Annotated in this window: 21 protein-coding genes and 1 riboswitch; of the genes, 15 read left to right on the top strand and 6 right to left on the bottom strand. The window is 40.3% G+C overall.

All coding sequences use genetic code 11. The features are described 5' to 3' along the window. Positions 1-2: 2 nt before the first annotated feature. The 11 genes from secY to eno all read left to right on the top strand — a co-directional run bounded on the left by secY (position 3) and on the right by eno (position 7,911). Positions 3-1,325, top strand: coding sequence for a preprotein translocase subunit SecY (gene secY, locus M3O96_RS02720; RefSeq protein WP_249718532.1), 1,323 nt, complete (start codon positions 3-5; stop codon positions 1,323-1,325). Then, positions 1,322-2,095, top strand: coding sequence for a type I methionyl aminopeptidase (gene map / locus M3O96_RS02715; RefSeq protein ID WP_249718529.1), 774 nt, complete (start codon positions 1,322-1,324; stop codon positions 2,093-2,095). The genes secY and map overlap by 4 nt, the downstream gene beginning before the upstream one ends. A 2-nt stretch (positions 2,096-2,097) precedes the next feature. Continuing rightward, positions 2,098-2,316: a translation initiation factor IF-1 gene (infA, locus tag M3O96_RS02710; RefSeq protein WP_009034195.1), complete on the top strand. Its 219-nt coding sequence runs from the start codon at positions 2,098-2,100 to the stop codon at positions 2,314-2,316. Between the two features lie 6 nt (positions 2,317-2,322). Further along, on the top strand, positions 2,323-2,439 hold the full coding sequence (gene rpmJ / locus M3O96_RS02705; protein WP_081624975.1) for a 50S ribosomal protein L36: 117 nt from the start codon (positions 2,323-2,325) through the stop codon (positions 2,437-2,439). A 5-nt stretch (positions 2,440-2,444) separates the two neighbouring features. Beyond that, a complete protein-coding gene (gene rpsM / locus M3O96_RS02700; RefSeq protein WP_249718527.1) occupies positions 2,445-2,822 on the top strand; it encodes a 30S ribosomal protein S13 in 378 nt (125 codons plus the stop codon). A 15-nt stretch (positions 2,823-2,837) separates the two neighbouring features. Beyond that, positions 2,838-3,236 carry a 30S ribosomal protein S11 gene (gene rpsK / locus M3O96_RS02695; protein ID WP_084118500.1) on the top strand — a complete coding sequence of 133 codons (399 nt, stop codon included), beginning with the start codon at positions 2,838-2,840 and terminating at the stop codon, positions 3,234-3,236. A 20-nt stretch (positions 3,237-3,256) separates the two neighbouring features. After that, positions 3,257-3,859: a 30S ribosomal protein S4 gene (gene rpsD / locus M3O96_RS02690; protein ID WP_249718524.1), complete on the top strand. Its 603-nt coding sequence runs from the start codon at positions 3,257-3,259 to the stop codon at positions 3,857-3,859. A 31-nt stretch (positions 3,860-3,890) separates the two neighbouring features. Further along, a complete protein-coding gene (locus M3O96_RS02685; RefSeq protein WP_249718522.1) occupies positions 3,891-4,880 on the top strand; it encodes a DNA-directed RNA polymerase subunit alpha in 990 nt (329 codons plus the stop codon). Positions 4,881-4,886: 6 nt separating this feature from the next. Then, the gene (rplQ, locus tag M3O96_RS02680; protein ID WP_249718521.1) at positions 4,887-5,381 is read left to right on the top strand and encodes a 50S ribosomal protein L17; all 495 of its coding nucleotides are present in this window, start codon (positions 4,887-4,889) and stop codon (positions 5,379-5,381) included. A gap of 126 nt (positions 5,382-5,507) precedes the next feature. Continuing rightward, positions 5,508-6,605, top strand: coding sequence for a glutamine-hydrolyzing carbamoyl-phosphate synthase small subunit (gene carA / locus M3O96_RS02675; RefSeq protein WP_249718519.1), 1,098 nt, complete (start codon positions 5,508-5,510; stop codon positions 6,603-6,605). A 22-nt stretch (positions 6,606-6,627) separates the two neighbouring features. Next, positions 6,628-7,911 (top strand): phosphopyruvate hydratase, encoded by a 1,284-nt coding sequence (eno, locus tag M3O96_RS02670; RefSeq protein ID WP_249718517.1) that lies wholly within the window; start codon positions 6,628-6,630, stop codon positions 7,909-7,911. Positions 7,912-7,954: 43 nt separating this feature from the next. Here the strand turns inward: eno and M3O96_RS02665 are convergent, their stop codons facing one another. Beyond that, positions 7,955-8,611, bottom strand: a complete 657-nt coding sequence (locus M3O96_RS02665; RefSeq protein ID WP_249718515.1) for a hypothetical protein — start codon at positions 8,609-8,611, stop codon at positions 7,955-7,957. 310 nt (positions 8,612-8,921) lie between these two features. On the opposite strand from M3O96_RS02665, the gene M3O96_RS02660 reads away from it, so the two are divergent. After that, a complete protein-coding gene (locus tag M3O96_RS02660) occupies positions 8,922-9,149 on the top strand; it encodes a DUF433 domain-containing protein (RefSeq protein ID WP_249718513.1) in 228 nt (75 codons plus the stop codon). 2 nt (positions 9,150-9,151) lie between these two features. Continuing rightward, on the top strand, positions 9,152-9,490 hold the full coding sequence (locus M3O96_RS02655; protein ID WP_249718511.1) for a DUF5615 family PIN-like protein: 339 nt from the start codon (positions 9,152-9,154) through the stop codon (positions 9,488-9,490). Between the two features lie 5 nt (positions 9,491-9,495). Here M3O96_RS02655 and M3O96_RS02650 read toward each other — a convergent pair whose 3' ends face one another. From M3O96_RS02650 to M3O96_RS02630, 5 genes are all read right to left on the bottom strand, one after another. Continuing rightward, on the bottom strand, positions 9,496-10,203 hold the full coding sequence (locus tag M3O96_RS02650) for a gluconate 2-dehydrogenase subunit 3 family protein (RefSeq protein WP_249718509.1): 708 nt from the start codon (positions 10,201-10,203) through the stop codon (positions 9,496-9,498). Between the two features lie 10 nt (positions 10,204-10,213). Next, positions 10,214-11,956, bottom strand: a complete 1,743-nt coding sequence (locus tag M3O96_RS02645) for a GMC oxidoreductase (protein WP_249718507.1) — start codon at positions 11,954-11,956, stop codon at positions 10,214-10,216. Positions 11,957-12,085: 129 nt separating this feature from the next. Continuing rightward, entirely contained in the window at positions 12,086-13,108 is a 1,023-nt protein-coding gene (locus tag M3O96_RS02640; protein ID WP_249718505.1) for an ABC transporter ATP-binding protein, read from the bottom strand. Positions 13,109-13,178: 70 nt separating this feature from the next. After that, entirely contained in the window at positions 13,179-14,210 is a 1,032-nt protein-coding gene (locus M3O96_RS02635; protein ID WP_249718503.1) for an iron chelate uptake ABC transporter family permease subunit, read from the bottom strand. Further along, complete coding sequence (locus M3O96_RS02630) at positions 14,200-15,414, bottom strand: ABC transporter substrate-binding protein (protein WP_249718501.1); 1,215 nt, start codon at positions 15,412-15,414, stop codon at positions 14,200-14,202. The genes M3O96_RS02635 and M3O96_RS02630 overlap by 11 nt, the downstream gene beginning before the upstream one ends. Before the next feature lie 60 nt (positions 15,415-15,474). Then, positions 15,475-15,691: riboswitch (cobalamin riboswitch) on the top strand. Between the two features lie 324 nt (positions 15,692-16,015). Here M3O96_RS02630 and M3O96_RS02625 point away from each other — a divergent pair. Both M3O96_RS02625 and M3O96_RS02620 read left to right on the top strand, forming a co-directional pair. After that, positions 16,016-17,830: a TonB-dependent receptor gene (locus tag M3O96_RS02625; RefSeq protein WP_249718499.1), complete on the top strand. Its 1,815-nt coding sequence runs from the start codon at positions 16,016-16,018 to the stop codon at positions 17,828-17,830. Further along, entirely contained in the window at positions 17,827-18,888 is a 1,062-nt protein-coding gene (locus M3O96_RS02620) for a YncE family protein (RefSeq protein ID WP_249718497.1), read from the top strand. The genes M3O96_RS02625 and M3O96_RS02620 overlap by 4 nt, the downstream gene beginning before the upstream one ends. The last annotated feature ends 53 nt before the right edge of the window (positions 18,889-18,941 follow it).

Raw genomic sequence — 18,941 nt, 5'->3', positions numbered from 1 at the left:
AAATGAAAAAGTTTTTCTCAACAGTTAAGAATATCTTTTCTATTGAAGATCTAAGGATCCGGATAATAAATACAATAGGTTTTCTTGTTGTGTTTAGACTTGGTTCTTTTATAGTATTGCCAGGTGTAGATCCTTCTAAACTTGGCGATGCTCCGGAAGGTATTTTCGGCTTAATTGATACATTCCTTGGTGGCGCTTTCAGTAACGCTTCCATTTTTGGTTTAGGTATTATGCCCTATATCTCTGCTTCAATTGTGCTACAGTTATTGACTGTTGGAGTTCCGTATTTTCAGAAACTTCAGAAAGAAGGAGAATCAGGTAGAAAGAGAATTAACCAGTTCACTAGAGTACTTACCATCTTGATTACCATTGCTCAGGGGGTTGGTTATATTACCGCAACCATTCTCCCAACAGGAGCTGTAATGGTGGGAACTACCCTCTTCATGTTCAGTTCTTTGGTTCTCTTAACTGCAGGTACAATGTTCTGTATGTGGCTCGGAGAGAAGATTACTGAGAAAGGTATAGGGAATGGTATTTCCATGCTGATTATGATTGGGATTATCTCAAGATTCCCTGGAGCAATTATCGCAGAAGTTGTTTCAAAAGGTACTTCAGGAATGTTATTGTTATTGATTGAAGCAGCAGTTTTGTTCTTTGTGGTGCTTGGTGTTGTAGCCATGACAGAAGCTACGAGAAGGATCCCCGTTCAATATGCAAAGCAAGTTGTGGGTGGTAAAGTTTATGGTGGACAAAGGCAGTATATACCTATAAAGGTGAATGCGTCTGGTGTAATGCCTATTATCTTTGCACAGTCACTGATGTTCTTACCTGCTCTTATTGCTCAGATTTGGTCTTCAGAAAATGATATTGCCAACTATATTGGAAGCACTTTCAGTGACTTTACTTCTTGGCAGTATAACCTAGTTTTTGCAACTATGATCATTCTATTCACTTTCTTCTACACGGCGATTACGGTCAATCCTGAGCAAATTGCAGAAGATTTGAAAAGGAATGGAGGATTTGTGCCCGGGATCAAACCAGGTGCCCCAACTTCAGATTTCATTGATAATATCATATCAAGAATAACGCTTCCGGGATCCATCTTACTATCCTTGATTGCAATATTACCTGCCTTTGCAATTATTGCGGGAGTTGGTGGTGAGTTTGCTCAATTTTATGGAGGTACTTCACTCTTGATTATGGTCGGTGTGATCATGGATACTTTAAGACAAATAGAAAGTTATTTGTTGATGAGGCACTATGAAGGAATGATGAAGAGTGGAAACATGAAAAATAATCCTACTAACTACGCAGCAGCGGTATGATTCATTATAAAACTTCCGAGGAAGTTCAGATAATCAAACATGGTGCTCAGATTTTAGGAAAGGCTCACGGTGAAGTGGCCAAACATATTAAAGAAGGGGTAAAGACCTCTTTTCTTGACAAAATAGCAGAAGAATACATCAGAGATAACGATGGTGTACCCTCATTCAAAGGTTACAACGGATTTCCTTCCGCCTTATGTATTTCAGTTAATGAAGTAGTGGTGCACGGATTTCCTAGTAATTATGTTTTGAAAGATGGCGATATAATCTCAGTAGATTGTGGAGTCTTTCACCAAGGTTTTCATAGCGATAGCGCTTATACTTACCCTGTCGGTGATATTTCTCCACAAGTATTGTCCTTGCTCAAAACAACAAAGGAATCTCTTTACTTAGGTATCGAGAAGGCTGTATTTGGAAATAGGATTGGAGATATTGGATATACCATTCAGAAATATGTTGAAGCCAAAGGTTACACTGTTGTAAGGGAATTGGTCGGCCACGGTTTAGGCCGAAACCTGCATGAGACACCTGAAGTGCCCAATTACGGTAAAAAGGGAAGTGGCCCTCTTCTTAAAAGCGGGATGGTAATCGCCATCGAGCCCATGATCAATCTTGGTACAAGGAATATTGTTCAAGAAAGTGATGGCTGGACAATAAGAACAGCTGATAGGAAACAATCAGCCCATTATGAACATACAGTGGCAATCTTTGAGGATAGAACCGAGATTTTGACTACACACCAATATATAGAAGAAAATTTCAAATTCTAAGTATGGCAAAACAGACATCTATTGAACAAGATGGAACTATCGTAGAAGCATTGTCCAATGCAATGTTTAAAGTGGAATTGGAAAATGGACATCAATTAATAGCCCATATTTCCGGTAAAATGAGAATGAATTATATCAAGATCCTTCCGGGTGATAAAGTAAAATTGGAGCTTTCCCCCTACGATCTTTCAAAAGGTAGAATCGTTTACAGATACAAATAAAATGTCATGAAAGTAAAGACATCAATCAAAAAGAGAAGTGTTGATTGTAAGGTTGTCAGAAGAAATGGAAAACTTTACGTCATCAACAAGAAAAATCCTAAGTTTAAACAAAGACAAGGTTAATCATTATGGCAAGAATTGCAGGTGTTGACATACCAGACAACAAGCGTGGTGAGATCGGCTTGACCTACATCTTCGGAATAGGTAGAAGTTCAGCGAGATCCATCCTGACTAAAGCGGGAATTTCTTTTGACAAGAAAGCAGGTGAGTGGGATGATGATGAATCAACCGCTATCAGAACAATCATAGCTGAGGAAATCAGAACCGAAGGCGCATTGAAATCTGAAATTCAATTGAACATTAAGAGATTGATGGATATTGGATGTTACAGAGGTTTGAGGCATAGAAAGGGTCTTCCTGTTCGTGGTCAGAAAACCAAGAATAATGCTAGAACAAGAAAAGGTAAGAGAAAGACTGTTGCTAACAAGAAAAAAGCAACTAAATAAATCTTGAAGTAGATTATGGCTCAGAAAAGAAACGATAAAGCTAAAGGTAAAAAAAGAGTTGTTAAAGTAGAGGCGGTGGGCCAAGTGCACATCAAAGCTTCTTTTAACAACATCATCATCTCTATTACCAATAATTCTGGTCAAGTGATCTCTTGGGCTTCTGCCGGTAAAATGGGATTCAGAGGCTCCAAAAAGAACACTCCTTATGCTGCACAAATGGCCGCTCAAAATTGCGGACAGGTAGCATATGACCTTGGATTGAGAAAAATTGAGGTTTTTGTAAAAGGACCAGGTGCAGGACGTGAGTCTGCGATCAGAACTTTGCAAAATGTAGGATTAGACGTAACAACCATCGTGGATGTGACTCCACTACCGCACAATGGATGTCGTCCTCCAAAACGTAGAAGAGTATAATTTCTTAAAGAAGATATATAATGGCAAGATATACAGGTCCAAAGGCAAAGATCGCCAGAAGATTCGGTGAGCCTATCGAAGGATACAGCAAAGCTCTCCAAAAGAAAAATTACCCTCCCGGAATGCACGGAAGAGGTAGAAGAAAAAAACAGTCTGAATATGCTATCCAACTTGCTGAAAAGCAAAAGGCGAAGTACATCTATGGTGTATTGGAAAGACAGTTTGCTAAAATGTTTAATATTGCTTCTAGAAAGCAGGGAATTACAGGTGAAAACCTTCTCCAGTTATTGGAATCTAGATTAGACAATACAGTATTCAGATTAGGTATCGCGCCAACAAGAAGAGGTGCTAGACAACTTGTCTCTCACAAACATATTCTTGTCAATGGCGAGTTAGTCAACATTCCGTCCTACACCTTAAAGCCCGGTGATGTTGTTGCTGTCAGAGAGCGTTCTAAGTCTCTTGAAGCAATTTCTACTAGTCTTGCTGGTAGAAGCAATCGTTATTCATGGTTAGAGTGGGATAACGCCTCTTTAGCAGGTAAGTTTGTATCGATCCCAAGTAGAGATGATATTCCTGAGAATATCAAGGAACAATTGATCGTCGAACTTTACTCGAAATAATAATCTTTCAGACTTAAACAGAACTATTGATATGTCCATATTAGCATTTCAAATGCCCGAGAAAGTGGTAATGGAAAAAGCCGATGATTTTCACGGTCTATTCACCTTTAAGCCTCTTGAAAAAGGCTACGGGGTCACCATCGGTAATGCCTTGAGGAGAATACTTTTGTCCTCATTGGAAGGTTATGCGATCACTTCTGTGAAGCTTCCTGGGGTAGTACATGAGTTTTCTACAATTGAGGGCGTTGTTGAAGATGTTACTGATATCATTCTGAACCTCAAGCAAGTCAGATTTAAAAAAGTCCACGACTCCATTGACGGGAAGATAACTGTTGAAGTTAAAAACCAACCTGTTGTCACTGCGGGAGATATCGCCAAATTCACCTCTTCCTTCGAAGTTTTGAATCCGGAGTTGATTATCTGTCACCTAGATAACACCAAAAGTTTCGAAATTGAATTGACAGTTGAAAAAGGCAGGGGGTACCTTCCTGCAGATGAATCAAAACCAAAAGAACAAATCTTTGGAGTGATTCCTATTGATGCGATTTTCACTCCCATAAAGAATGTGAAATACAGTGTCGAAAATACAAGGGTTGAACAAAAGACTGACTTTGAAAAGTTGATCTTGGAAGTAACCACAGACGGATCTATCCACCCGGAAAAAGCGCTTCAGGAATCAGCAAAAATTCTAATTCAACATTTCATGTTGTTTTCAGATCAGACCATGGTCTTGGATTCTACCGGAATATCTGAACCTGAGCCAATTGATGAGGAATTCTTGCACATGAGAAAACTTCTTAAAACTCCCTTGAGTGATTTGGATCTATCCGTAAGAGCTTTCAACTGTTTGAAGGCAGCAGATGTAAGAACCCTAGGTGACCTTGCCAAATTAGAGATTTCAGACATGATGAAATTTAGAAACTTTGGCAAGAAATCACTAGCTGAATTAGAGCAGTTAATCCAAGAAAAAAGTTTGACCTTTGGAATGGATTTGGCTAAGTATAAACTTGATGAAGAATAATTTAAAATGAGACACGGTAAGAAATTTAACCACCTTGGCAGGACAGCGAGTCACAGGAAAGCAATGCTTTCTAACATGGCAACTTCCCTGATTCTTCATAAGCGTATATCTACGACGCTTGCTAAGGCAAAGGAGCTAAGAAAATATGTAGAGCCTCTGATCACCAGAGCCAAAGAAGATACAACACACAATAGAAGGATAGTTTTCTCCTATCTTCAAAACAAAGAAGGAATCAAAGCCTTATTTGGAGATGTTGTAGAAAAAGTCGGAGCTAGAGCCGGTGGTTACACAAGAATCATCAAAACAAGTTTCCGATTGGGTGACAATGCAGAAATGTGTATCATAGAATTGGTTGATTTCAATGAATTGATGTTGAAAGACGCCCAGCCAGCTAAAAAGACCACAAGAAGAAGCAGAAGAAGTACTCCTAAACCTACTGATTCTGTTGAAGCTCCGGCTCCTAAGGCTGAAGAAAATAAGGATGAAAATACTGGTGAGTAATTTATGTCAGGTATTTTAAATATAAAGGGATTGGACTTTGGTTCAATCCCTTTTTTTATTTCCTCCTCAATTAACCAAGGCTAATACTTCAAAAATCCTTACCTTTGGCAAGTCCAAAAAAATAAGATGAATAAACAAAAAGCTACCCTTCTTTTGGCTGACGGTGCCATTTTCCATGGAACATTAATTGGAAGTAATGGTACCAACGGCGGTGAAATTTGTTTCAATACAGGCATGACCGGATACCAAGAAATCTATACAGATCCTTCTTATACCGGTCAAATTGTTGTTACCACCACATCCCATATCGGTAATTATGGTGTGATAGATTCCGAAATAGAATCTGATCATCCAACTATTTCGGGTATTGTGGTAAACAGCTTCTCGGAAGTATACAGCAGGCTTGATGCAACTGGCTCTTTGCAGGATTATTTGGTCAATTACGGGATTACAGGAATTGCCGATATTGATACCAGAAAGTTGGTAAGACACCTGCGATCTAAAGGCGCTATGAATGCTATTATCAGTTCGGAGTTTGAAGATGATCTTGCAGGTTTAAAAGCCGAATTGAATAAAATTCCGGACATGAATGGTTTAGAACTTTCCTCCCAAGTTTGCACTGATGTTCCTTATTTTTTCGGAAATGACACTGCAGCTATTAAGGTGGCCTGTCTTGATTTTGGGATCAAAAGAAATATTTTAAGAAACCTTGCTGACCGCGGCGTTTATTGTAAGGTTTTCCCTGCTAAAACGACTTTGGCAGAAATGGAATCCTGGAATCCAGATGGTTATTTTCTATCCAATGGTCCTGGAGATCCAGCTGTTATGGATTATGCCGTGAAGACAACAAAAGATATCCTTGCAACCAATAAACCGCTTTTTGGTATTTGTCTTGGTCATCAGATTCTAGCTGAGGCCTGTGGCATTTCCACTTACAAAATGCACCATGGTCACCGCGGATTGAACCACCCTATCAAAAACCTCTTAACTGGCAAAAGTGAAATCACTTCACAAAATCATGGTTTTGTCGTCAACAGAGAAGATGTAGAAAAAAGTGACATAGTGGAAATGACGCATGTTCATTTAAACGATAACACTGTGGCCGGAATCAAATTAAAAAATCAACCCGCTTTTTCAGTTCAATACCATCCCGAATCATCTCCCGGGCCACATGATTCAAGGTACTTGTTTGATGAATTTATCTCTTTAATCAATAAAAACTAATAACTCTTAAACCTTTAACATTATGACATTGATTCAATCGATTCATGCAAGACAAATTTTAGACTCCCGAGGTAATCCAACCATCGAAGTTGATGTGTATACCGAAAATGGAGCATTCGGAAGGGCTGCCGTACCTAGTGGTGCCTCTACAGGGATCAATGAAGCTGTTGAGCTTCGTGATGGAGATAAAAGTAAATACCTTGGAAAAGGAGTCTTAAAGGCTGTTTCTAATGTGAATGATGTTATCGCTCCAGAGCTTTTGGGAATGAGTGTTTTTGAACAAAATTTTATAGATCAGATCATGATCGATCTGGACGGAACTCCCACCAAAGGCAAACTAGGTGCAAATGCCATTTTAGGTGTTTCACTCGCAGTGGCTAAAGCCGCAGCTATGGAAGCCGGTCAACCCCTCTATAGATATATAGGTGGTGTCAATGCCAATACGCTACCTGTTCCCATGCTGAATATCATTAACGGCGGTTCTCACTCCGACGCTCCTATTGCATTCCAGGAATTTATGGTAAGACCTGTCGGTGCTTCAAGTTTTTCAGAAGCCATCAGGATGGGCTCAGAGATTTTTCACCATCTGAAAAAAATCCTTCATGACAAAGGACTGAGCACTGCTGTAGGGGATGAGGGTGGTTTTGCTCCCAATTTCTCTGGAGGAACTGAGGAGGCTTTGGCTTGTGTATTGGATGCGATCAAAAATGCTGGCTACAAAGCCGGTGATGATGTAACTATAGCTCTTGATTGTGCAGCGACAGAATTTTACAAAGATGGAAAATACGACTATACCAAATTTGAAGGTCCAAACGGAAAAATCAGAACCAGAGAAGAGCAAGTTGAATATTTGACTGAATTGACTCAAAAGTATCCAATCGATTCTATTGAAGACGGTTTCTCAGAGGACGACTGGGCTGGTTGGGCTATGCTTACTGCCAAAATCGGAGACAAAGTCCAATTGGTAGGAGATGATGTTTTCGTAACCAATGTTAAATTCCTCGAAAGAGGTATCAAGGAAAAATCCGCCAATTCCATTTTGGTTAAAGTAAACCAGATTGGGACATTGACAGAAACTTTAAAGGCAGTAGCAATGGCTCACAAGGCAGGATTTACAGCTGTCATGTCTCATAGATCTGGCGAAACCGAAGACTATACGATCGCTGATTTGGCTGTTGCAACCAATTGTGGTCAAATCAAAACAGGTTCTGCTTCCCGTTCAGACAGAATGGCCAAATACAATCAATTGCTAAGAATTGAAGAGCAATTAGGAGATTCGGCTATTTTTCCAGGTAAAAAGAAATAATTGAGTTATTCAAATAAAAAAAGCAGCTAAGAAGCTGCTTTTTTTATGTCCTTTCCAGACTTATCAATCTCATTTCTATACCGGGAATGTCTTCAATAAATAATAAAATCTGTGTTTCTGAAAATGCTATAACTTCATATTTGATGAGCCTATTTGAACTCCCAATATTTTCAGTTATTTCAATAATTATTTTACCATTTTTCAGGTAAGGCTCATTCCATTGAGAATTTTTGAGTGGGCGGTTGATCGGATCGTCTCTGTGGGAAAATTTGTTTCTGTTATATTTTCGTGAAAGCTTGAACGAATAATTATTGGCGTTCAATAGGTTTTTAAATTCTTCAATGTCCAGTTTCTGCGACCGATATAATATAGCTGAGTAGGCGGTTGTTTTTGAAAATATATTATTTTCCTGGGTTTCATTGAGAAACAAAATGTGACTCCCTCCCCTCATTGAGGTTTCAGTTTTTAGTTTTCGCAAGGCGCGGTTGTTAACAGAGTTGATTGCTGAAATAACTGTAACGCCTTTTGCTTTGGCGAATACGGTACCTATTTTTTCAAATTCTTCACTTATTTCAGACTCGGTAATTGTCTCAATTTCATCAGGGTTGGTATAATTTTGAAGCTTCCAATATCGATCAACTTGAGCCATGGATATAGAGCAAACCAAACTCAGGGTAAATAATAGGGATAATTTTTTCATAAGTAATTTTTTTAAATATAATTAAAACTTAGTCTTAAAACGAATAGAAATGTTTTGAGTTTCTCAAAATCTTACTATCTGTGATGAATTCGCCTTAAATTGTTTTCACCCTTATTCTAATATGTTGAAAGAGGTAGTTTTAAAAAATGGTCTGAATAACTTTGAGCAAAATGTCGATTCAATTAGGTCAAAAAAGATTATTCATAAAAAATTGTTATATGATCTTCATTGTGCGAAATTGAATCAAGTAAAGTAAATTCAAATGAAATGATTTAACTTTAAATTTATTTGATTTGACTATATTCAGACTATGGAATCTTTGGAGAAATATATTTCAATTAACCCTGATATTCGGTTTGGAAAACCTTGTATAGTAAATACAAGGATCGCCGTTATCGATATTTTGGAATGGTTGGCCTCAGGAATGACATATGAAGAAATCTTGGAGGATTTTCCTAGCTTAACAAGAGAGCATATATTAGCCGCCTTAAATTTTGCAGCAAAAAGGGAAGGGATTACAAAAATTTCAATTCAATAAATTTGAAACTTCTTGTAGATGATAACCTTTCATGGCGTTTAGCGAAAGCTCTTGAAAATTTTTTTCCTGGATCTAAGCACGTCCGAGCTATACCGGAACTTGTTTGGCCGGCTAAAGATCAAGAAATATGGGATTATGCCATACGTAATCACTTTATCATTTTGACAAATGATGATGACTTTTACAAGTTGGCTATCTTAAGGAAAAAGACTCCGAAAGTTATAATATTTAGAAAAGGTAATACCAGTACTGCTAATTTATTTAAGCTTTTGGTCCAGAAAATTCCTGAAATAGAGAGTTTTGTTGAAAATGAAGATTATTCAATATTTGAAATTAGGTAGTAAAATCACCCAATCAAGTTTCCCTCCTCATCCCAAACTGCCACCGTTGCCCTATCCTCAGGTTTTAAGTAAAGGGGAATATATTTTTCCTCGTATGCAAATCCGTGCTTTTTCATAACTTCTTCCGGAACACCGTCCCAGACATTCGGTTTATTTCCGACATATCCCAAATAGTTGAACCCGATTTCAGAAGTAAAATATCCTGTTGAAGTAAGGTTTCTAAGCATATTGAAGAATTTGACCCCGCCTTCCATCTCTGGTTTTGCTTTTTCAGGCCATGCGATGAGTTCAATGATTTCCATTCTTTCTGTTTCGGAAAGATCAAGGAATTTCTTGCCATAATTATCATCGCTATAGTGATCGAGCCACATCAATCCGCCTCGCATTGGAGTTTGATATCCGACATAATCCTTCATCATAAACTCAATGAAATCGGGAACGCCGGCGTCTGTCGCACTTCCGGAATTCTCACCTGCAGGCATGATTATATTTACCAGGACATCCAATTTTTTTCTTTCCTCTTCAGTAAAGAAGGTTTCGGAATGTAACTTTTCGTCTCTGATTTTTTCCGCTTCGGTGCGGCCCCCATTTGTGCCACCGGATATTTGCGGGCTCAGATCAGCTGCTTTATCCTCTGGCTTGCAATTGGTCAAAAGGAATCCGGATGCCAATGACCCGGCAAAAAGGAGTTTGAGGTTGTCTCTTCTGTTCATAGCTCCTGAATTATATGTTTTTCTTTTTCAATTCACTGATGATAAAATCTGAGGTTCTCCATGACAAGGCCAAAATGGTCCAAGTAGGGTTTTTGTCAGCTTGGGAAACAAAAGGCCCTGCATCCACTACAAATAGGTTTTTACAGTCATGGGCTTGGCTGTTGCTGTTCAAAACAGAAGTAGCAGGATTATTCCCCATTCTCGTGGTTCCTACTTCGTGGATGATTCTTCCCGGTCCGGCTAAACCATACATGGTATCGGCTCCGGGTTTCTCTCCCAACAGAACCGCACCGGAATTGGTCAGAATTTCCTCAAAGGTATCCTGCATGTGTTTCGCCTGCTTGATTTCTTGGTCAGACCATTTGTAATGGAATCGAAGCACCGGTATGCCGAATTTGTCAACCACATTTGGGTCGATTTCACAATAATTGGTTTCCCTTGGAATACTTTCTCCCCTACCTGACATACCCACCATTGAGCCATAGGATCTTCGGATGTCTTTTTTCAACCCCTCACCATAGCCACCGTTTGGACTTGGATTGCCAAATTCATCCTTCACATATTTCCTCATGGTATCCATCGAAAAACCTATGCCATAAGACGGCATGGACATTCCTCCCCAATATTCTATATGATAACCCCGTGCAAAATCAAGATTTTTATTGTCCAGCCACCAAGGTGTATAGACGTGCATGCCACCGACTCCATCTTCGTTGTACCTTTCTCTATCGATGAGATCGGGAAGAATTCCCATTCTGTCAGCCCCAGTAGAATCATGCAGGTATTTTCCCACCACTCCACTGCTGTTTCCAATACCGTTTGGATGTGATTTGGACTTCGAGTTCATCATAATCCTGGATGATTCGCAGGCAGATGCGCCAAGTACAACCACTCTGGATTTAAGCTTATATTCTTTCATGTCCACCTTACTGATGTAGGATACACCGGTAGCTTTTCCAGCATCATCGGTAGTGACCGCGCGGACCATGGCATTGGTATATAATTCTACCTTGCCTTTTTTCATGGCAGGTTTGATCAATACCGTTCCCGAAGAAAAATCAGCATAAGCTTGACATGCACGGTTGCATTGGTTACAGAAAAAGCAAACACCTCTTTCATTGTTGATCGGGCGGGTAAGCATCGAAAGCCTTCCGGGAATTATGGGCATATTCGCTTTTTTTGCGCCTTTCATGATATACATTTCGTGGAGTCTAGGCTTTGGAGGAGGTAGAAAAAAACCATCAGGCTCATTATATATTCCTTCTTTGGAGCCAAAAACACCAATGAGTTTATCCACTTTGTCATAATAAGGTTTGACATCATCATAGCCAATCGGCCAATCATCTCCCATGCCATCTATGCTACTTCTTTTGAAATCATTAGGTCCAAATCGGAGGGAAATCCTACCCCAGTGGTTAGTTCTGCCGCCGACCATTCTCGACCTGAACCAGTCGAACTGAGTGCCCTTTACATTGGTATAGGGTTCACCTTCTATGTCCCATCCGCCGATTGCCTGGTCAAAATCCCCCGAAGGCCTGATCCTGGTACCGCTGCCTCTTCTTGGAGATTCCCAAGGTGGTCTCATCTGGGTACGGTCTTCCTCTTTTGCAGGGTCAAAATCACCTCCTGCTTCCAAAACGGCCACAGAAAGGCCCGCTTCAGAAAGAATTTTGGAAGCCATACCGCCACCGGCTCCGGAACCTACGATAATGACATCATAAGCTTCTCCGGTAGATTTGATTTCAAAACTCATGTTTTATAAAATTTTTATGTTTGTCTTACAAGTTAAATAAAAAAATATAAAATTTACAAACCTCCAATTTGGATAAATATAGAAACTCGTGGTTTTCTGAAGATAAATTTTGAGTACCTATTTCAAAATCTAGGGTTCTCTTGTTTTCCAGTTATTCCCCAATGTGGTGAGATGGTCAATTAAGGAAGCGATCGTATCAAATTTGAGTGTATCTGTACTTATCCTTAGATAAAAACCAATTTGATTGCCTTCTGTTTTGATTGTAATGGAATTGATCTCGGGACTGATTTTATTTTTTCGCAAAGCTAGCCTTACCCATTTCGCCATTTCTTCAGGACCATCCATGTGGGGATATTGACATTCTGCCGAATCCCGCACTTTGCCATCAGATTTGTCAAAATGAAGCCGATCATTGGGAAGCAGCAGGTCTATTTTTGATTGGAGGATCAGGTCTTCGGGACTTCCACAGACTAATGGCAAGCCACATTGCATCAGCCAAAATTCATCTGCTGTATCTATGGCAATATCAAGATCATGTGTTACCACGAGTACAGCTTTTTTTTCCTTCTTTGCGATATCGCGAAGCAGGTGCATGATTTCAAACCTGTTGATGAGGTCTAAGTGCGCAGTCGGTTCGTCCAAAATTAAAATTTCCCCATCCTGTGCCAAAGCCCTTGCGATCATGACTTTCTGTAATTGCCCGTCGCTGAGTTCACTCATGGGCCTGTCCTCGATATAGTTGATATGCGTTGAGTGGATAGCCGTATCAATTTTTTGCTGATCTTCCATGGATAAATTACCCAACCAACCGGTGTGTGGGATTCTTCCCAAAGCCACAACTTGTTTCACGGTAAGATTTGCGCTGTTGATTTTTTCTGTGAGAACTACGGCGATTTTTTTGGATAAATCCTTAACTGAGAATGAATGGGTTGGTTTTTTATCCAAATAAACCTGATTTTTCAAAGCAGGAATTTGTCCCATGATGGTCTTGATTAATGTGGATTTGCCTACTCCATTTGGGCCAAGGAGACAGGTGAGTTTTCCTTTTTCTAAAGAAAAGGAAATATGGTCTGCAATGACATTGGATTTGCTGCCTTTTTTATAACCTAATGAAAGGTCTGTTGCCTGCAATATGGAATTTTGAATTGACAAGGTTAATTATTTTAGTTACGGTTTTTCAAATCTCAAATCTCAAATTTCAAGTCTCCAATCTCAAATCTTCCTAAAATTCTTTACTGAAATTCCTTCTCAAAATCAACCAAATGACCATAGGAGCACCTACCAAAGAAGTGACGGCATTGATAGGCAAAGTCTGGGCGCTGCCGGGTAACTGACTGATCGTATCGCAAGCCAACAATACTGCGGCCCCGATCAACGCAGAAGCCGGAAAAAGAATGCGGTGATCCCCAGTCTTGAAAACCAGCCTCGCCATATGTGGAACGGCAATGCCAATAAAAGCGATGGGCCCACAAAATGCCGTCACCGAACCTGCCAAAATCCCTGTGCTGACAATCATCGCCCAACGCAGCCGGTGGACATTGATTCCCATACTTTCCGCATAAGCTTCTCCGAGCAGCATGGCATTGAAAGATTTGAGATTGACCAAAAGAGGAACCAAACCTAACAAAACAGCAACAAGAAATGCAATCAACTGATCTGGTTGGGTACTGCCGAGACTTCCCATTGACCAAATGGTGAACATTTTCAATTGGTCAGCACCCGAAAAATACGACAATACTGAAATCAAAGCCGAAACTGCCGAGCCAAACATCAAGCCCACAATCAGCAATGTCATGCTGTCTTTTACTTTCCAAGCGGTGAGGCTCATCAGCAAAAGAACCAGAATGGATCCTAAAGTGGCAGAAAATACAACAGCCCAAATCCCAAAACCACCTGAATACATGGACCAGCCAAAAGCTGATCCTGCCATAATCAACAAAGCTACCCCCAACCCGGCCCCTGAACTGACACCCAATACATAGGGGCCTGCCAAGGGATTTCTGAAAAATGTCTGCATTTGTAGCCCGCTCAGTGAAAGCCCGATTCCGGCCAAAATGGCGGTAAAGGCTTTGGGTACCCTGTAGCCAATTACGATGGTTTCCCAAGAGCCTTTTGAAAATTCTCCCCCTATAAACCTTCCAATCACTTCCTGAATTGGAATCAAAACTGACCCACTCGCCAGATTGACTGCGAAAAGCAGTAAGCATACCAACAAGCCAATCAGAAAAAGAAAATAGGTGGGTTTATTTTTCATCCAGTTTGGTGTAAAAATAGAGTGAATATCCCGGTAAAAGTTCCGGGTGAAGGATTTTGATCAAATCCTGAAGAATCAAATCTGGTCTCAAATATCCCAATTCAAAGTATTCCAATCCTCCGGTTGGGCCTTTTTTGAGGGTGTAGGTGTAGATGTTGCCCTGCTTGAAGGCATCGAAATGGGCATATCTCGGGTCTGCACTTTCCATTTCTTTCAATGTTTTGAAATCTGCAGCACCCAACCAAAAGTCTGCTTGTTGTGCTTGTTCCAACACATACTCATAACTTAACTGCGCGCTTCCTGTTCCTTTTTGGTCTTTGAAAAGGTAATCACCTCCAGCCACCTCCAGCAATCTGGCCCCCCAAGAATCCGCTCCCGGTACATACCAGATATCTTTATACATGACTCCTGCCATTACATTAGGTTTGTTTTGTTGGAGCTCTTTTATCAAATCTGAAGCCTTATTGTAATCTGATTCTATTTGTGAAAAAACCTTTTTTGCTTCCTCAAATTTACCCAATAACACGCCTGTAAACTTGATCCATTCTGCCCTTCCCAAAGGATGCTGCTCCACATATTCTCCATTAAGGAGCGCAGGAATCGCAGCTGATTTGAGGATTTCGAGGTTTTTGAGGTCTTCTCCCAAGGTTGAAATCATTACCCAGTCAGGATCGAGTTCGATGATCTTCTCGATATTCGCCTGCGCACCGGAACCTAGATCCGTAACTTTGCCGGCATCAATCCATTTCCTTGTCTGTGGAGAGGAAATCAAATCCAGGTTAGGAAATCCCATCAATAGATCCGAAACCCCCAAATAGTCCAGATGAGGAACCTGTGTCGTGGACGTCAGCACCACCTTCGATATTGGCAGTGGAATAACAGCGTCAAACGCTGTTTCATCCAATTTTAAATCTGGAATTTCTTTGATTAAATATCTGAAAGGCGGATGTTCATCCGGGAATGCCTGTCGCACCTCAATCACTTTATAGCCTTCCCCCTGAAAAACAGCAAAGCCCTTTGCATATGAATTTGGAATTTCGACCAAGTTCAGTTCTTGAATTTCTTTGGGAGATTGACAAGAAATCAGGATAATAAAAATAGAAAAGATGAAATATGAAAAAGGGTGAAGCAAAGTGATTTTCATCGTGGAAGTGTCAACAAATGTTTTCCAAATATAACACCCGAAGCCAAAGTCTATTTTCAATTTTGGTTTTTGAGCAAGAAATAATCCCTCAGATAGCCGGTCAAAAAATTTCTTTGGCTATGTTTGTCGTAGAATTATGGTTCCCGAACCTGCATCAGGCGCTCGGGATGAAAAGGGAATTCGGTGAAATACCGAAGCTGTCCCCGCAACTGTAACCCCATCCCGATCAACTTGGGATAGTGATTTACCCACCTCCATTGCCATTGTGCGCTGCGGCGTGCGAGAAGGCCGGTAAATCCAAGGAAGCCAGGAGACCTGCCATTTTTCATCAGATTCAAAGCTTTCGGGTGAAAGGCTGAGGTAAAAGGCTGTTGGTTTTCCACAATTTCAAATAGCATAGATGGAGCTTTCTGGAAGGTTTCTCCAAAATTTTGATTTTGAATGCTTAGGTAATTCATAACTCATAATTCTTCATTCTTAATTATTTGTTGACTTTTGTCTTTTCTCTCATAATTCCCTCTATTTGGCTTTGGGTTAAATCGGTGTTTTACTTCATTTAATTCAAAAGATTTTGATCTTCTTCGTTGTTTTTATGTTTCAAACAATCTTTAATCAGGAAATTAGTCCTGTAAAGGAAAGTAAGATCTTTGAAACAGAAATAATGAGTCAAGATACCATCGCCTTGGCTTCAGTGGAGGTTTTTTCATCTTCTCTCGACAAATACGCTTTTGGAAGTACCATCCAAACCATTTCCGAAACAGACCTTGAAATTCACCAAGGATTACCTCTATCTGACTATCTCCTGCAAAGAACCGGACTGTTTCTTCGTCAATATGGATCCGGTATGCTCTCTTCACTCACCATGCGTGGGACATCTGCCGGACACAATGCCGTCTTTTGGAATGGGCTTCCAATCAACAGTCCTTCGCTTGGACAATCGGATTTTTCGATTTTGCCGGTAGGAGGCTTTGACAATGCTGCCATTCATTTTGGAAGTGGTGGAGCGCTTTACGGTACGGATGCCATTGGCGGTGCTGTCCATTTGACCAATAAACTCAGATTTGAAGAAGGTCATAAAACTCAAATTTCTACCCTTTTTGGGAGTTTTGGAAAATGGAACCAACAGTTGGAATATGGCTTTTCAGATAAAAAATTCTCTACAAGAACGAGGATTTACCGAAACTTTTCTGAAAATGATTTTCTCTTCAGAAATATTACCAAAATGGGAACACCCATAGAAAGGCAAGCTAATTCGCAGATTGAACAAGTTGGTGCGATGCAAGATTTTGCATGGAAAATCAACAACAAAAATCTCATCAGTACTTCTTTGTGGTGGAATGAAACAAAGCGGGAAATTCAACCGCTGATGGGTTCCAATACCCGCGATTTTCAATCAGACCAAAATCTGAGATGGGTTTTGGATTATTTCCATTTTGAGAAAAATAAAGTCTGGAATGTAAAAAGTGGCTTGGTCAGGGATGATCAATCATTCAATAATTCATTCAATCAGACTATCCAGTATTTTCTTGCAGGGGACTTGGATTGGAAGATCAACAACAAATGGAATTCAAAATCAGGCATCAGGTTTACACATATTCAAGGTAATTTGAGCACTTATCAGGCAAAAGAATCCCGTGTGGAATTGTACCAATCCACCAATTTTCAGCCTTTTGAAGGTTTGGGTTTTTCATTCAATCTCAGGCAAATGATTTATGATGGGAATTTGGCTCCATTTACACCTAGTCTTGGCGGAGAATGGAAGGTATGGACGAATGAATCCAACCAAATTCGCCTCAATTCGAATTTGGCAAGAAGCTTCAAAGTTCCGACATTGAATGACCGATTCTGGGTTCCGGGTGGCAATCCTGACTTGGAATCAGAAAAGAGCTGGAGTAGTGAATTGGGATTGAACCACATTTTCAAAAAAGAGACATTTGAACTGAACCAAAGGCTGACAGTATACAGGATGAGGGTGGACAATTGGATTATTTGGCTTCCCAAAAGAAATGTCTGGAGTCCCGAAAATATCCGTGAAGTCCATAACACCGGTTTGGAATATGGCTTAGAAGCAAACCAACACGCCGGAGAATGGAACCTCAATCTGAAAGTAAATTATGCCATGACCCGTGCCATCAACCAAACTGATATTTCAGAAAATGACCGTAGCAAAGGAAATCAACTTCCTTATACCCCTTTGCATAAATTCCAGTCAATAATTATGGTTGGGAAAGGGACATTCAGTACATTTCTGAATTACCAAAAGGTAGGGGAGAGGTTTACGGGAACAGATGGCTCTGGGAGATTGGATCCTTACCAACTTTGGGATATCGGTAGTAATTATAATTGGTCCATCCGATATCTGAATGGAAGCCTAGGTTTTCAAATCAATAACTTATTCAACACCGACTATCAGGTCATGCCATTGCGTGCGATGCCGGGAAGAAATTTGCAACTCAATTTAAATGTAAGAATATGAAAAATTTACGCTTGCTTTTGCCATTGATCTGGCTCGCATTTTTTGTCGTTTCATGTAACGATGATACTACAGGTCCAACAGATATCCCTGTTGGCGAATTTGAAAAAGGAGTTCTGATCATGAATGAAGGTGCTTTTGGTGTCAATGATGGGGAGGTTTTTCACTATGATCCTTCAAGCGGAGCGATCAAGGAAGATATTTTTCGGGCAAAAAACCTAAGGCCTTTTGGAGGATTGATTCAGGATATGGTGGAAGCGGAGGGGAGAATGTACCTTGTCGCCAATACCGGAAAGGTGGAAATTGTAGCCCCAAATGACTTCGGCCTTCTTGGAGGTGTGAGTTTGGGTTTGAATATCACCAGGTCTTTGGTTGTTGTCAACCAAAAGCTATTCATCAGCGATTGGGGTCCATATGATGCCGGGTTCAATAATCCCGATTCGTATGTTGCTGTGGTCAATGACCTCAATGGAGGGCCAATCGCAAAGAAGATAGCTGTTTCAAGCCGTCCTGAGGGAATGATTGTTGCCGGAAATTTCATTTATGTGGCTTGTACTGCTGCCCAAAAATATGATGTGATCTCCGCCTCTTCGGAAAATTTGACGGCAAGTATCAAAGTAGAGGGAAATCCAACACAGTTTTTGGAAATCGAAGGAAGGCTGTTCCTCTATGCTATTGATGATAACAATGCAATTTTCCATGAAATCAATCCTGGGAATTATGCCCTTGTGAGAACAGTTAAAATCCCTTTGGCCAACCCAACTCCAATAATCACCTTGGGAGAGGGGAGTGAGATTTTTATCGTAACCTCTACCGGTTGGCCGGATTATACGGATGCCGTGGCGAAAGTTTCCGTCAATACCGGACAGGTTATCAATGGGTCCTTTTATACGGGTTCAGGACTGTATGGAATAGGATTCAAGATTGAAGGAAAGGAAATTTATGTTGCAGAGAATAATGGTTTCCAAGGAAATGGTTCTGTTTCCATTCTCAGTCCGACAGGTCAAAAAATCAAAACTTTGAGCGTAGGGAAAGGTCCTTCAGGGTTTATTTTTAAATGAAAAAATTTAAGTTATAGAATGAATGTAATCAGGGTGAAAAATTAAATTTTCAC

Source organism: Aquiflexum sp. TKW24L, from assembly GCF_023502205.1.
GTDB lineage: Bacteria > Bacteroidota > Bacteroidia > Cytophagales > Cyclobacteriaceae > Cognataquiflexum.
This window is presented reverse-complemented; position numbering and strand designations above follow the sequence as displayed.

What these genes read in the sequence shown, in the direction of transcription:
- secY (WP_249718532.1), top strand. Translation starts at nt 3, where the DNA reads ATGAAAAAGTTTTTCTCAACAGTTAAGAATATCTTTTCTATTGAAGAT.
- map (WP_249718529.1), top strand. Translation starts at nt 1,322, where the DNA reads ATGATTCATTATAAAACTTCCGAGGAAGTTCAGATAATCAAACATGGT.
- infA (WP_009034195.1), top strand. Translation starts at nt 2,098, where the DNA reads ATGGCAAAACAGACATCTATTGAACAAGATGGAACTATCGTAGAAGCA.
- rpmJ (WP_081624975.1), top strand. Translation starts at nt 2,323, where the DNA reads ATGAAAGTAAAGACATCAATCAAAAAGAGAAGTGTTGATTGTAAGGTT.
- rpsM (WP_249718527.1), top strand. Translation starts at nt 2,445, where the DNA reads ATGGCAAGAATTGCAGGTGTTGACATACCAGACAACAAGCGTGGTGAG.
- rpsK (WP_084118500.1), top strand. Translation starts at nt 2,838, where the DNA reads ATGGCTCAGAAAAGAAACGATAAAGCTAAAGGTAAAAAAAGAGTTGTT.
- rpsD (WP_249718524.1), top strand. Translation starts at nt 3,257, where the DNA reads ATGGCAAGATATACAGGTCCAAAGGCAAAGATCGCCAGAAGATTCGGT.
- M3O96_RS02685 (WP_249718522.1), top strand. Translation starts at nt 3,891, where the DNA reads ATGTCCATATTAGCATTTCAAATGCCCGAGAAAGTGGTAATGGAAAAA.
- rplQ (WP_249718521.1), top strand. Translation starts at nt 4,887, where the DNA reads ATGAGACACGGTAAGAAATTTAACCACCTTGGCAGGACAGCGAGTCAC.
- carA (WP_249718519.1), top strand. Translation starts at nt 5,508, where the DNA reads ATGAATAAACAAAAAGCTACCCTTCTTTTGGCTGACGGTGCCATTTTC.
- eno (WP_249718517.1), top strand. Translation starts at nt 6,628, where the DNA reads ATGACATTGATTCAATCGATTCATGCAAGACAAATTTTAGACTCCCGA.
- M3O96_RS02665 (WP_249718515.1), bottom strand. Translation starts at nt 8,611, where the DNA reads ATGAAAAAATTATCCCTATTATTTACCCTGAGTTTGGTTTGCTCTATA.
- M3O96_RS02660 (WP_249718513.1), top strand. Translation starts at nt 8,922, where the DNA reads ATGGAATCTTTGGAGAAATATATTTCAATTAACCCTGATATTCGGTTT.
- M3O96_RS02650 (WP_249718509.1), bottom strand. Translation starts at nt 10,203, where the DNA reads ATGAACAGAAGAGACAACCTCAAACTCCTTTTTGCCGGGTCATTGGCA.
- M3O96_RS02645 (WP_249718507.1), bottom strand. Translation starts at nt 11,956, where the DNA reads ATGAGTTTTGAAATCAAATCTACCGGAGAAGCTTATGATGTCATTATC.
- M3O96_RS02635 (WP_249718503.1), bottom strand. Translation starts at nt 14,210, where the DNA reads ATGAAAAATAAACCCACCTATTTTCTTTTTCTGATTGGCTTGTTGGTA.
- M3O96_RS02625 (WP_249718499.1), top strand. Translation starts at nt 16,016, where the DNA reads ATGAGTCAAGATACCATCGCCTTGGCTTCAGTGGAGGTTTTTTCATCT.
- M3O96_RS02620 (WP_249718497.1), top strand. Translation starts at nt 17,827, where the DNA reads ATGAAAAATTTACGCTTGCTTTTGCCATTGATCTGGCTCGCATTTTTT.